General features: G+C 69.1%; 14 protein-coding genes. 11 read left to right on the top strand and 3 right to left on the bottom strand.

The genetic code is table 11. The features are described from left to right. The 5 genes from NON22_RS12550 to NON22_RS12530 form a co-directional block, all read left to right on the top strand. The coding region (locus NON22_RS12550) for a D-alanyl-D-alanine carboxypeptidase family protein (protein ID WP_257387281.1) at positions 1 to 1186 on the top strand (1186 nt) is incomplete at its 5' end. After that, positions 1183 to 1476, top strand: a complete 294-nt coding sequence (locus NON22_RS12545) for a DUF493 family protein (RefSeq protein WP_306673795.1) — start codon at positions 1183 to 1185, stop codon at positions 1474 to 1476. The genes NON22_RS12550 and NON22_RS12545, both read left to right, overlap by 4 nt. An 84-nt stretch (positions 1477 to 1560) precedes the next feature. Further along, a complete protein-coding gene (lipB, locus tag NON22_RS12540; RefSeq protein WP_257387280.1) occupies positions 1561 to 2244 on the top strand; it encodes a lipoyl(octanoyl) transferase LipB in 684 nt (227 codons plus the stop codon). 5 nt (positions 2245 to 2249) lie between these two features. Continuing rightward, a complete protein-coding gene (gene lipA / locus NON22_RS12535; protein WP_257387279.1) occupies positions 2250 to 3233 on the top strand; it encodes a lipoyl synthase in 984 nt (327 codons plus the stop codon). Positions 3234 to 3260: 27 nt separating this feature from the next. Beyond that, the gene (locus NON22_RS12530; protein WP_257387278.1) at positions 3261 to 5489 is read left to right on the top strand and encodes a carboxy terminal-processing peptidase; all 2229 of its coding nucleotides are present in this window, start codon (positions 3261 to 3263) and stop codon (positions 5487 to 5489) included. Between the two features lie 121 nt (positions 5490 to 5610). On the opposite strand, the gene NON22_RS12525 is transcribed toward NON22_RS12530, so the two are convergent. Beyond that, a complete protein-coding gene (locus NON22_RS12525; RefSeq protein ID WP_257387277.1) occupies positions 5611 to 6435 on the bottom strand; it encodes a hypothetical protein in 825 nt (274 codons plus the stop codon). Positions 6436 to 6574: 139 nt separating this feature from the next. Beyond that, positions 6575 to 7252, bottom strand: coding sequence for a hypothetical protein (locus tag NON22_RS12520; protein ID WP_257387276.1), 678 nt, complete (start codon positions 7250 to 7252; stop codon positions 6575 to 6577). Positions 7253 to 7349: 97 nt separating this feature from the next. Between NON22_RS12520 and lptM the strand changes: the two genes are divergently transcribed. From lptM to NON22_RS12500, 4 genes are read left to right on the top strand one after another with little or no spacing between them, the layout of a single operon-like run. Further along, positions 7350 to 7478, top strand: coding sequence for an LPS translocon maturation chaperone LptM (gene lptM, locus NON22_RS12515; RefSeq protein ID WP_257387275.1), 129 nt, complete (start codon positions 7350 to 7352; stop codon positions 7476 to 7478). Positions 7479 to 7484: 6 nt separating this feature from the next. Continuing rightward, complete coding sequence (dapF, locus tag NON22_RS12510; RefSeq protein WP_257387274.1) at positions 7485 to 8333, top strand: diaminopimelate epimerase; 849 nt, start codon at positions 7485 to 7487, stop codon at positions 8331 to 8333. Then, complete coding sequence (locus NON22_RS12505) at positions 8330 to 9013, top strand: DUF484 family protein (RefSeq protein ID WP_257387273.1); 684 nt, start codon at positions 8330 to 8332, stop codon at positions 9011 to 9013. Before dapF ends, NON22_RS12505 begins: the two co-directional genes overlap by 4 nt. Before the next feature lie 10 nt (positions 9014 to 9023). Next, positions 9024 to 9923 carry a tyrosine recombinase XerC gene (locus NON22_RS12500; RefSeq protein ID WP_257387272.1) on the top strand — a complete coding sequence of 300 codons (900 nt, stop codon included), beginning with the start codon at positions 9024 to 9026 and terminating at the stop codon, positions 9921 to 9923. A gap of 126 nt (positions 9924 to 10049) precedes the next feature. On the opposite strand, the gene NON22_RS12495 is transcribed toward NON22_RS12500, so the two are convergent. Next, positions 10050 to 12062 (bottom strand): amidohydrolase family protein, encoded by a 2013-nt coding sequence (locus NON22_RS12495; RefSeq protein ID WP_257387271.1) that lies wholly within the window; start codon positions 12060 to 12062, stop codon positions 10050 to 10052. Positions 12063 to 12233: 171 nt separating this feature from the next. On the opposite strand from NON22_RS12495, the gene NON22_RS12490 reads away from it, so the two are divergent. Together NON22_RS12490 and NON22_RS12485 are read left to right on the top strand one after the other, a co-directional pair. After that, the gene (locus NON22_RS12490; RefSeq protein WP_257387270.1) at positions 12234 to 12422 is read left to right on the top strand and encodes a hypothetical protein; all 189 of its coding nucleotides are present in this window, start codon (positions 12234 to 12236) and stop codon (positions 12420 to 12422) included. 41 nt (positions 12423 to 12463) lie between these two features. After that, positions 12464 to 12829 (top strand): hypothetical protein (locus tag NON22_RS12485; RefSeq protein ID WP_257387269.1); only part of this gene is annotated, 366 nt, incomplete at its 3' end.

Raw genomic sequence — 12829 nt, 5'->3', positions numbered from 1 at the left:
GCAGACGCCGGCCCCGGCCGCGCCCCGTCCGGCCGCGCCGGCGCCGACGGCGATCACGGCGCCCATGCCGCCGCCGCCGACCCTGGATGCGAAAGCCTGGGTGCTCATGGACTACGCGACCGGCCAGGTCCTCGCGTCGAGCAATCCGGACGAGCGCGTGGAGCCGGCCTCGATCACCAAGATCATGACGTCCTACGTCGTCTCGGCCGAACTCGCCGCCGGCAAGGTCAAGCCCGACGACGAGGTGTTCATCAGCGAGAACGCCTGGCGCGGCGGCGGCGCCGGCACCGACGGCTCGACGAGCTTCCTCGTGCTGAATTCCAAGGTGAAGCTGCACGACCTCCTCATGGGCATGATCGTGCAGTCCGGCAACGACTCGGCGATCGCGCTGGCCGAGCACCTGGCCGGCTCCGAGGCCGTGTTCGCCGACCTCATGAACGAATATGCCAAGCGCCTGGGCCTGACCGGTACGCATTTCGTCAACGCGAGCGGCCTGTCGGCGCCGGAGCACTACACCACGGCGCACGACATCGCGACCCTGTCGCGGGCCCTGATCCGCGACTTCCCCGAGGACTACAAGATCTACGCGATCAAGGAGTTCGAATGGAACGGCATCAAGCAGCACAACCGCAACGCGCTGCTCTGGCGCGACGCCTCGGTCGACGGCATCAAGACCGGCCATCATTCCGGCGCAGGCTACTGCCTGGCCGCCTCGGCCAAGCGCGACGACAGCCGCCTGATCACCGTGGTCATGGGCACCAAGGGCGAAAAGGTCCGCGCCGACATGACCCAGGAGCTGCTGAACTACGGCTTCCGCTTCTACGAGACGCACAAGCTCTACAGCGTCGACAAGCCCGTCGCCGAACCGACCTTGTGGAAGGGCCTGGCCGACACCATTCAGCTCGGCGTGACCGAAGACGTGCTCGTGACCTTGCCGCGCGGCCGCTACGCCGACCTCAAGGCCTCGATGGACGTGCCCGGCCGTTTCGTCGCTCCGTTCACGAAGGGGCAGAAGCTCGGCACCCTGCGCATTTCGCTGGACGGCAAGCCATTGGTCGAACGTCCCATCGTCTCGCTGCAGGAGTACCCTGAGGCCGGCTTCATGCGCCGCGTCGGCGACAGCATCATGCTGTGGTTCAAGAGCGACGAAGCGGTGCAACCGTCGAAACAACCGGATACCAAATGATGCGCAATCTGGACGACATCCAGCCCGAATCGCCGCAGCAGGGATTCCAGTTCCCGGGCGTGTTCGAGATCACCGCGGTCGGCAACGGCAATGCCGACCTCGTCGAGCGCGTGCCGCTGCACATCGCGAGCCTGGGCCTGAACGTGCTCGAAGGCTCGATCCGCTCGCGGCCGTCGCGCGAGGGCAACTACGTCTCGGTGACGGTCAGCTTCACCTGCCCGACCCGCGAGAAGTACGACGCAGCCCACGACGTGCTGCGCGCCGACCCGGACATCCGTTGGACGCTCTGAGGCCGCCGACGAACCTGTGATGAGCGATCACTACCTGCCTGCGCCGGCGCCGGCCGGCCTGCGGCCCCTGCAGAGGCCGCGGCGATGAACGAGCTGCTGACGGTGCTCGTGCGCGAACTGCCGGGCCTGTGGCCCTACGAGCCGGTCTGGCGCGCGATGCAGGCGTTCACCGACGCGCGCACGGCCGATACCCCCGACGAGTTCTGGCTGTTGCAGCACGAGCCCGTTTTCACCCTGGGCCAGGCCGGCAAGACCGAGCACGTGCTCGCGCCCGGCGACATCCCGGTCATTCCGGTCGACCGCGGCGGCCAGGTCACCTACCACGGCCCAGGCCAGATCATGGCCTACGTGCTCGTGGATCTGCGCCGGCGCGGCATCGGCGTGCGCGAGCTCGTGCAACGCATCGAACAGGCCGTCATAGACACTCTGGAACATTGGAACATCGCCGCCGAACGGCGCGAAGGCGCGCCCGGCGTCTACGTCGCCGGCGCCAAAGTCGCCGCACTCGGCCTGCGCGTGCGGCGCGGCTGTTCGTTCCACGGTCTGGCCTTCAACGCGGCCATGGACCTGGAACCGTTCCACCGCATCAATCCCTGCGGTTATAAGGGCTTGGCGGTGACCCAGGTGCTAGACTTGGGCGGCCCGGCCAGCCTGGCCGTGCTGCAGTCCAGCCTCGTCGAAGAGCTCGCGCGGCAGCTGGGCCTGCGGCCCCAGGCGGCCGACCCCGTCATCCCGGCGCCGGCTCCCGCCGTCGCCGCTCTCGCGTGAATCGCATGGAACCCTCGACCTCCAAGGCCATCCCCATCGTCGTCGTCGGCGAGAAGCAGCTCGGCGAAGACAAGATCGCGCGCAACCGCGCCGTGTTCGACCAGGCGCCGCGGCTGCGCAAGCCCGACTGGATCCGCGTGCGCATCCCGCCCGGCAATGCGGTGGCCAAGCTCAAGGCCAAGCTGCGCGAGAACCGTCTGGTCACGGTCTGCGAGGAAGCGTCCTGCCCGAACATCCACGAATGCTTCGGCAAGGGCACCGCGACGTTCATGATCCTCGGCGAGGTCTGCACGCGGCGCTGCTCGTTCTGCGACGTGGCCCACGGCCGGCCCAAGCCGCCGGACCCGCAGGAGCCGGGCCACCTGGCCGACACGATCCGCGACATGGGCCTGCGCTACGTCGTGATCACCTCGGTCGACCGCGACGACCTGCGCGACGGCGGCGCGCAGCACTTCGCCGACTGCATACGCCTCGTGCGCGAGCAGAGCCCGAGTATCCAGATCGAGATCCTGACGCCGGACTTCCGCGGCAAGGGCCGCATGGAGCGCGCGCTGGAAATCCTCGCGACCGCGCCGCCGGACGTGTTCAACCACAACCTCGAGACCGTGCGCGAGCTCTATCGCGAAGTGCGGCCCGGCGCCGACTACGACTGGTCGCTGGATCTGCTGCAGCAGTTCAAGGCGCAGCATCCGGACGTGCCGACCAAGTCCGGCATCATGCTCGGACTCGGTGAAACCTGGTCACAGGTCGAAGGCGCACTGAACGATCTGCGTGCCCACGCTGTCGACATGGTGACCATCGGTCAATACCTGCAACCCACGCCGCACCACCATCCGGTAATCCGTTACTGGACGCCGGAGGAGTTCAAGGCGCTGGAGGAGCTGGGCTATCGCCTGGGCTTCCAGCATGTGGCTTCGGGACCGATGGTGCGTTCGTCCTATCATGCGGACGAGATGGCCCACGCCGCCGGAATCGTTCAGACCGCTTAGCAAGATCGCGTTTCGCTGGAGAATCAAATGCGCAAGACCCTGATCGTTCTCGCTCTCCTGGCCTCCGGCATCGTCGCGGCCAAGCCGACCGGTCAGTCCGGTCCGTTGCTCAAGCCCGTCGAAGACCAGGCCGAGGCGGCCATCTGGGCGTCGCGCTTCCTGACGCGGTTCCACTACAAGGCCGTGCCGCTCGACGACGCGATGTCGGCCAAGATGTTCGACGCCTACTTCGACTCGCTCGACGGCGAGAAGCTGTTCTTCCTGAAGTCCGACGTGGACCGCTTCAGCGCGGCGCGCGAACAGCTCGACGACGCGATCTACAACAAAGACCTGTCGATGCCGTTCGCGGTGTTCAACCTCTACCTGCAGCGCGTGGCCGAGCGCACGGCGTTCTCGCGCAAGGCGCTCGAGAAGCCGTTCGACCTGACCACGCAGGAAAGCTATTCCTTCGACCGCGAGAAGGCGACCTGGGCGAGCAGCAGCGCCGAGCTCGACGACATCTGGCGCAAGCGCGTAAAGAACGACGTGCTGCGCCTCAAGCTCGCCGGCAAGAAGGACGACGAGATCCGCAAGACGCTCGACAAGCGCTATGCCGGCTTCAACGACCGCGTCGCGCAGATCAACAGCGAGGACGTGTTCCAGACCTTCATGAACGCGTACGCGACCTCGATCGAGCCGCATACGAACTACCTCGGCCCGCGCGCGAGCGAGAATTTCGACATCTCTATGAAGCTGTCGCTCGAGGGCATCGGCGCGGTATTGCAGCGCGAGGACGAATACACCGCGATCCGCGAGATCGTGCCGGGCGGCCCGGCCGCGCTGTCGGGCAAGCTCAAGGTCGGCGATCGCATCCTCGGCGTGGGCCAGGGCGAGCACGGCCAGATCAACGACGTGATCGGCTGGCGCCTCGACGATGTCGTCGAGCAGATCCGCGGCCAGAAGGACACCGTCGTGCGCCTCGAAGTGCTGCCGGCCGACGGCGGTCCCGACGCGAAGCACCAGACCCTGTCGCTGGTGCGCAAGAAAGTCAGCATCGAGGAGCAGGCGGCCAAGAAGCAGATCATCGAGGTCAAGGACGGCGACGCCGTGCGCCGCGTCGGCGTGATCCAGCTGCCGACGTTCTATCTCGACTTCGACGCGCGCCGCCGCGGCGACAAGGACTACAAGAGCGCGACGCGCGACACCGCGAAGCTGCTCGCCGAACTCAAGCAGGAAAAAGTCGACGGCGTCGTGATCGACCTGCGCAACAACGGCGGCGGCAGCCTCAGCGAGGCGACCGAGCTGACCGGCCTGTTCATCGACAAGGGTCCGGTCGTGCAGGTGCGCAGCGCCCAGGGCCGCATCGAAGCCGAGGAAGACCACCAGTCCGGCATGGCCTGGGACGGCCCGCTCGCGGTCATGGTCAACCGCGGCTCGGCCTCGGCCTCGGAGATCTTCGCCGCGGCGATCCAGGACTACGGCCGCGGCCTGATCATCGGCGAGCCGACGTTCGGCAAAGGCACGGTGCAGATGCTCGTCGACCTCGACAACGCCGCGCAGAACGAGAAGCCGAAGTACGGCGAGCTCAAGATGACCAGCGCGCAGTTCTTCCGCATCAACGGCGGCACGACCCAGCTGCGCGGCGTGGTGCCCGACATCGCGTTCCCCGACGCCGGCGAGGCCAAGGAGTTCGGCGAGTCGAGCTATCCGAACGCGCTGCCGTGGAGCTCGATCACGCCGGCCTCGTACGACGCCGTCGCCGACCTGAAGCCCGTGCTGCCGATGCTGACGACGCGCCACGAGGCGCGCATCGCCAAGTCGCAGGAATGGCAGTACTACGCCGAGGACCAGTCCGAAGTGAAGCGCCTGCGCGCCGAGAAGACCGTGTCGCTGAACGAAGCCGCGCGGCGCAAGGAGCGCGACGAACAGGAAGCGCGCAAGAAAGCCCGCGACGCCGAACGCGCCGCGCTCGAGCAGGCGCAGAAGGACAATCCGTCGCTCGCGAGCACGACGGTCACGCGCATCAGCGAAGGCACCGCGGCCGAGGACGGCGACGACGAAGTCGCCGCCGCGACCGACGACGGCCTGCAGGCCGACGAGCGCAGCATCAAGAGCCAGGTCGAGCGCGAGAAGCAGGCCAAGCAGCGCAAGGACGTGCCGCTCGAGGAAGCCGCGCACATTCTCGCCGACGAGGTCGGCCTGATCCGCGCCGACACCAAGCTCGCCCAGCAGGTGCTGCCGCAGCAGCAACCGCCGGGACGCATCAGCGTCGACTGAGCGCCGGTCACCCGGCAGCGAAAGAATCCCGGCTCCGGCCGGGATTTTCTGCATCCGCGGCGAACCCGTGCGTCGCCGTCTCCGCGGCGATGGCGGCGCTGCAGTCCGGTTCGCCGTTCGCTCAGCCGCCGGCCGCGACGGGCTCCGTATGGGTGTAGCCGTACGGACACAGGTCGGAATCGTCGGCCACGGTGCGGACCAGCCCCCGATGGCGCAGCAGCTCGTGCATCAGCTCCGCATCGGCCGTGGTCCCGGGCGCCGGCAGCGGATCCTTGGCGTCGACGTTGTAGTGATACGCGAGCGGCGTGCGGTAGTCGCGCCGCAGCGCGGTCGACCACTGCGAATTGCTGCCCCAGCCGTGGGACAGATCGCGGCAGGGACGGTCGCGGCGCCGGAAGGTCCAGTACAGGGTGCTGTGCTCCGCGATGGACTTGACCACCTGCTGCGCGCCGGCCGCGACGACGCAGCCGGCGCGCAGGTACAGCAGGTCGCCCAGCATCAGCGCCGGCCAGCGCTCGCCGAGCACGAGGACCGGCGCGGCGGGCTCGGGTTCGGGTTCGGGTTCGACGGCGACGATTTCATGAAAGAACGGATGGTAAGCCGGCGTGTGCGGCACCTGCAGGCCGAGCGCCTCGTGGAACGCGAGAAAGCCCGCGGCCGTGATCGGCGGGCCGGCGTAGTCGGACGTGCCGGCGCGACCGTGCTGGAAACGCAGCAGCAACAGCGAGGTGACGCGGAACATCGCATAGAGCCGGCAGAGATCCTCGCTGCTCGCCGCTGCCCAGTCCCGCTGCGTGCGCCGCGCGAACGCCGGCGGCCAGCGCGCTTCCTCGGCCTGCTGCGCGAGCCACGGCTGCAGCAAGGTCGGATATGCGTCGCCGTCGGAGTCGGAAAGATCCAGCAGCGCGCGATAGAGTTCTACCCAGGGGTATTGCGAGGAGTACATGGATTCGACCGGCCGGTGACGACGATGCGTTGCCGCCGCAGCGGCCCACGAATCGGGAAAAACGTGCCACGGCACCGAAGCGAACGGACGGTGCCGGCTGCCGCGCGCTCATCGGGAGGTTTGCGCGTGCCGCGGGGTCTTACCAGTCCATGGCCTCGAGCTTGGCCTTGGTCTGCGCATCGGCCGGTCGCGCGATCAGGCCGCCGGCGGCGGCGAGCGTGACCTCGTAGCGCGCGCCGTCGATCAGCGGCATGTAGGCCGCGCTGCCGAAATCGGCGTCGACCCAGGGCAGCCAGGCCGGATAGCGGCGCTTGAGCTGCCAGAGATCGAGCACGCCGTCGCCGCCGAGCGCCGCGACGCTCGGCGGCGTCGACTGGGCCTTGGCCGTATCGCGCCAGCGGCCGCTGATGCGCTCGACGCGATACAGCGGCTGCGCGCCGAGACTGACGGCGCGCGGCGTCCACTTGATCACGCGCGCGTCGAGCTGCCAGTCGTCGCCGGCGAGCTGCACGCTCTCGTGCGTGCCGTCGGCGAGGTCCACACGCAGGGCCCATTGCTGCGGCCCGAATGCGCGCACGCCGATCTGCGCGACGGGCTGCTCGGCGACGAGGCGGCGATAGCCGTCCAGCGACAGCGACAGCAGGCAAGCGAGCAGGGCCAGGCTCAGCAGCACGAGCAGCCAGGCGCCGCGATGGCAGGCCGACAGCCGCCGCCGCTGGCGCCAGCGGCGGCGTACGGCGAAGGACTGCATCAGCACGGCCAGTCCGAGGACCGCGGCCGCAATGGCCGGCAACAGGGCGGGAATGTCTGGCAGCATGGGAGGTCGCCGTACCCGGGATGGGCCTCGTTATACTGCATCCCTCGTTCATCCCGCACCACGGCGCGCTCCGCGCTCCGCCATCACGGAACCGGCCATGTCCACGCTCCTGCGCACCTTGTCTCTGCTCGCCCTGCTCTGCCTGCTCGTCGCCTGCGGCAACAAGGGCGATCTCGTCAAACCCGGCACGACGCCGCCGCCGGCCAAGAACGCCGCGGCGCAATGATCCGCGATGGCGCCGACGACGGAAAATTTGTTGCCTTTTAGCAAAATGCACGGAATCGGCAACGATTTCGTCGTGATCGACTGCCGCGACCGCGCGTTGCCGCTGACCGCCGCACAGATCGCGCGGCTCGGCGACCGCCACGTCGGCGTCGGCTTCGACCAGCTGCTGACCATAGAGCCGTCGCGCGATCCGGACTGCGCCTGGCGCTACGGCATCTACAACCGCGACGGCAGCGAGGCCGGCCAGTGCGGCAACGGCGTGCGCTGCGTCGCCGCGTGGCTGCACCGCGCCGGCGCGCTCGCCGATGGACTGACCCGGCTGCAAAGCCCGAGCGGCGCGGTCGCCGTAGAAATCCTCGCCGACGGCCGCGTGCGCGTGGACATGGGCGTGCCGCAGTTCGCGCCCGCGGCGATTCCACTGCGCGAGACGCAGGCCGCAACGACCTACAAGCGCACGCTCGGCGCCACCGAAATCGCGTTCGGCGCCGTGTCCATGGGCAATCCGCATGCGGTCATCGAAGTGGCCGACGTCATCGGGGCGCCCGTAGCCGACTGGGGACCGGCGCTGGAAACCCACGCCGATTTTCCGGATCGCGCGAACGTCGGGTTCGCGCAAGTACTGTCGCCGCAAGCCATTCGCCTGCGCGTCTGGGAACGCGGCGTCGGCGAGACGCAGGCCTGCGGCAGCGGCGCCTGCGCCGCGGTCGTCGCGCTTGCCCGGCGCGGCCGCGTCGGCGCTGACGTCGAGGTGCAACTGCCCGGCGGCCGGCTGCAGATTTCCTGGGCGGGACCGGGCCAGCCGGTCTGGATGACCGGACCCGCCGCATTCGTCTTCGAAGGGAACTATCACCTATGAGCGATCTGAGCCTGAAGGACGGCCTCACCGCGATGGAAGTCGCGAGCTACCTGCGCCGGCATCCGGAATTCCTCAACGAGTTTCCCGATCTCGCGATGGCGCTGCGCCTGCCCCGCGACCAGGGCGCCGCGGCCTCGCTCGCGAGCTACCAGCTCGACGTGTTGCGCGACAAGAACCGCGAGCTGACGCGGCGCCTGCGCGAGCTCATCGAGATCGCGCACGAGAACGAGCAGTTGATGATCCGCGTGCACACGCTGACCTTGTCGCTGATGCGCGCCACGTCGCTCGGAGACAGCCTCCACCGCGTCGTCGCCGGCCTGACCGAAGACTTCCATACCGACCTCGTGCGCATCGTGCTGTTCGGCCGCAGCGACACGCTGACCGGCAACGAATGGCTGATCCTCGAACCCGGCGGCCGGGCCGCGCTGCCGGCCTTCGCCGAGTTCCTGCAGCGCAACGAACCACTCTGCGGCCGGCTGCAGCCGGACAAGCTCAACGCGCTGTTCGGCGCCCGCGCCGGCGAGGTGCTGTCGGCCGTGCTGATGCCGGTCAACGGCCTGGGCATGCTCGCGATCGGCAGCCACGACATGGACCGCTTCCACCCGGGCATGGGCACGGTTTTCCTGAAGCTCATCGCCGAGGCGATCACGGCGTCGGTCGCGCGCTACCCGCTGGCCTGAGCCGGCACGGATGGACGTGCTCGCCGGCGAGGTCGCGCGTTTTCTCGACTACCTGCGCGTCGAGAAGCGCTACGCGCCCGGCACAATCGTGAACTACGCGCGCGAGCTCGGCCTGCTGCAGGCACATGCGCAGTCGCTGGGCCTGCGCCACTGGCGCGAGCTGCGCGCCGAGCCGCTGCGCAGCCTCGTCGCGCGCGAGCACCGGCGCGGCCGCGAGCCCGGCAGCCTGCATCACCTGCTGTCGGCCTGCCGCAGCTTCTTCCGCTGGCTGCTGCGCGAAGGTGTCATCGCCGAGGACCCGGCGCTGGACGTGCGCGCGCCGAAACTGCGCCGCAAGCTGCCCCAGGTGCTCGACGTCGACGAGGCCGCCGCGCTCGTCGAGATACCGACCGACACGCCCGAGGCCGTGCAGGACCGCGCGATGCTGGAGCTGTTCTATTCCAGCGGCCTGCGCCTGGCCGAACTGACCGGCCTGGCCTGGCGCGACGTCGATCTCGCGCAAGGCCTCGTTCGAGTGCTCGGCAAGGGTTCCAAGACCCGTGTCGTGCCGATCGGCAGCAAGGCGCTCGAGGCGCTGCGGCACCTGCGCGAGCAGGCCGGTCCCGCGGATGCCGCGCCGGTGTTCACCGGCCGCGGCGGCCGGCCGATCTCGCCGGCCAGCGTGCGCAAGCGCCTGAAGGGTTGGGCCCAGGCGCAGGGCGTCTGGAAGCGCGTCTATCCGCATCTGCTGCGCCACTCGTTCGCGAGCCACCTGCTCGAATCCTCCGGCGACCTGCGCGCGGTGCAGGAGCTGCTCGGCCATGCGGACATTTCCACGACGCAGATCTATACCCATCTGGATTTCCAGCACCTCGCGCGCGTCTACGACGCGGCGCATCCGCGCGCAAAGCGGCGCAAGGATTCGGAGTGATGCTGCGCGGCTGCGGTGCCGTTTGCAGAGATGCACGGATGCCCGGAAATCGCCCGTGGCCGTCCTGCACGCAAGCAAGCGATGACCGGATGCCGCGCCGCCGTTGCGGCGGCGCGGCGGGTTGCCTTACGGCGACGGCGCGATGCCGATCGCGCTGAACAGCTTGGCGCTGTCGTAACGGCGGTCGCCGCGGATCACGGTGCGCACCTTGCGGATGTCGGCCATGTTCATCGTCGGATCGCCGTCGACGAGGATCAGGTCGGCGACGTAGCCCGGCGCGATGCGGCCGTATTCCTTGTCGCGCTTCATGACGCCGGCGCTGTCGTAGGTCGCGATGCGCAGCACGTCCTTCGGCGGAATGCCGGCCGCGACGTAGAGCTCGAGCTCGCGCTGCAGCTGCAGGCCGCTGCTGCCGTCGGTGCCCGAGACGATGCGCACGCCGCTGCGGTAGAGCAGGCCGACGAAGTCGATCATGCGCTGGTAGCCGTCGCGGTAAGCCGCTTCCTGGCCCGGCTTGATCGGCAGCCCGCCTGCACCGGACTTGATGCTGCGCTGCCAGGTCAGCGGCAGGCGCGTTTGGATCGCCGCGAAGCCCGGGCCCGGCAGACCCGGTCGGCCGAGGAACATGTCCTCGAACGTGCTGAGGGTCGGATCGACGACGATGTCGCGGCGCTTGAGCAGCGCGACGAAGTCGCGCACCGCCGGCGAACCGAGATCGATGCCGGCGCCGTATTCGCCGATCGAGGTGAAGCGCGCCGGCGAGCGCGTGTCCTGCACCTTGTCGAACAGGAAATTCAGCATCAGCATGTTGATGTGCTGGATCTCGTCGGCGCCGTTCTCGACGAACTGCTGCGCCGTCATGTAGGCCGGCACGTGGCCGCTGACGCGCAGGCCCTTGGCATGCGCCATGCGCGCGATGGCCGGCATCAGCTCGGGCTTGATCGAGCTGTAGATCTTGATCTGCTCGTGGCCGCTCGCGGCGTAGTCGTCGACGATGCGCTGCGCGTCGGCCTCGTTGTCGGCCAGTGCCTTGGTCGGTCCGGCGAACGGACCCGGCCCGTCGATGATGCCGGCCTTGATGATGCGCGGGCCGATGTCGCGGTTGCTCTCGATGGCCTTGATGCGTTCGGCCAGCACCGGCGGGTTGTTGGCGAGGTCGCGCACGGTCGTGACGCCGCCGGCGATGTCGAGCACGCCGTCGGCCGGACTGAAGAAATGGACGTGCATGTCCCAGAGGCCCGGCATCAGGAACTTGCCGCCGCCGTCCAGGGTGTCGGCAGCCGCCGGCGCCGCGACCTCGGCCGCCTTGCCCGCCGCGACGATGCGGCCCTTGTCGATCAGCACGGCTGCGTCGTCGACGATGCTGCCGCTGGCCGGATCGAACGCGCGCACGTTGCGGATCAGCAGCGGCCGCGTGAGCGGCTCGGTCAGGGTCTTGGCGCGCTGTTCGGCCTGCTGCTTCTCCTGCGCGTCCTGGGTCCTGCCCAGGGTCGGCAGCACCTCGTCGTAGCCCTCGCGCACGAGCGAAGACCAGCTCGAATAGCTCGCGAAGAAACGCTGCTGGTCGTCGAGCCAGATGAAGCTCGGCGTCAGATCCAGGCCGTGTATCGCGTACAGCGTGACCTTCTTCGCGCCGGGCTTGCCCTTGACGCGCAGCTCGGTCAGTTTCTCGATGCGCGCCTCGCCGGCCGGCAGTATCGCGAGCCGGTGATCCGGCGCCTTCAGCAGCGCGCGCGTCAGCAGCACGAATTCCTCGGGCATGCCGTTGAGGCTCAGGTAGAAGGCCTCGCCGTCGACCGTGCGCGTCTCGTCCTCGGACGAATTCTTCCAGCGGAACGTCTTGCCGTCGCGGTTGAAGCTCTCGTCGACGGCGGCCTTGAAGTAGTCGTTGCCCTTGTTCGTCATCGCGCCGAGGCCGCCGTTGGCGGCGATGCGGTATTCGGCGTCGTACCTGGGGCCTCGGCCGCGGTCGTTGAATTCGTAGTGCACGCGTACGCTGCCGTCGTCGGCGTAGCGCGCTTCCTGGAAGCCGGCCTTGGTCCCCATCGTCAGGACTTCGCTGCGCTCGACCTGTTCGGCCGCCGCGGCGATCGCGGCGGCACACAACAGCACGGCGCCCACGCAGAAACTGAGCTTCATCGCGAATACTCCCCAGGGTGATCGCCGCAGCCTATGCCGGCTCCGCCGGCGCCGGCCTGTGCCGGAAGCTGGGCGCGAAACTGCGCGAAATCTCCCACATTCCTGCATCGCGCTTGCGCGATCGCGTCCTAGGGTTGCGGCACCGCCGCTCCGACTGCCGCAGGGACAACGATGACCACGCCGATCCGCCTGCCGTCCGTTTCGCGCCGCGCCGCCTCGCCGATGCGCGGCGAGGCGTGCGCGCTCGCGTGCGTCGAGCACCGCGCCGTTCGCGGCCATGCCGTCGTCGTGCCCCTGCCGCCGACTTGCCCGGCGTCTGCAGGCTTCCGCGGCGGCCTCTCACCGCATCGCCCGGGCTGAGGCCGGACGGCGCGCCCGCAGTGGCACAATCGGAAGACCTCATGCCGGGCCGACCCATGCGTCTGTGGCATCGCCTGTTCCTGCTCTGCGCCGGGCTCAGCGTCGCGAGCCTGCTCGGCTATGCAGCCTGGCAGCAGCGCGCGTTCGCGAGCGGCTTCGCGACCTACCTCGACGCCGTGGCCGTGCAGCGCGCCGAACAGGTCGCCGTGCGCCTGGCCGGCGAGTACCGCGAACGCGGCGGCTGGGACTTCCTGCGCCGCAGCCCGCAGTCCTTCGGTGCGCTGACGATGAATCCGTCGGCGACGCGGCTGCCCGGCGACGAGGCGCGCAACCGGCCGCCGCCCGACGGCGAAACCCGTCTGCAGCCCGGCGGGGTCGACCGGCCGCCCGGCGAGCCTCCGTCCGGC

It is taken from the genome of Tahibacter caeni (assembly GCF_024609805.1).
GTDB lineage: Bacteria > Pseudomonadota > Gammaproteobacteria > Xanthomonadales > Rhodanobacteraceae > Tahibacter > Tahibacter caeni.
Note: the sequence above shows the minus strand (reverse complement) of the source record. Positions and strands in the feature narration are given on the sequence as shown.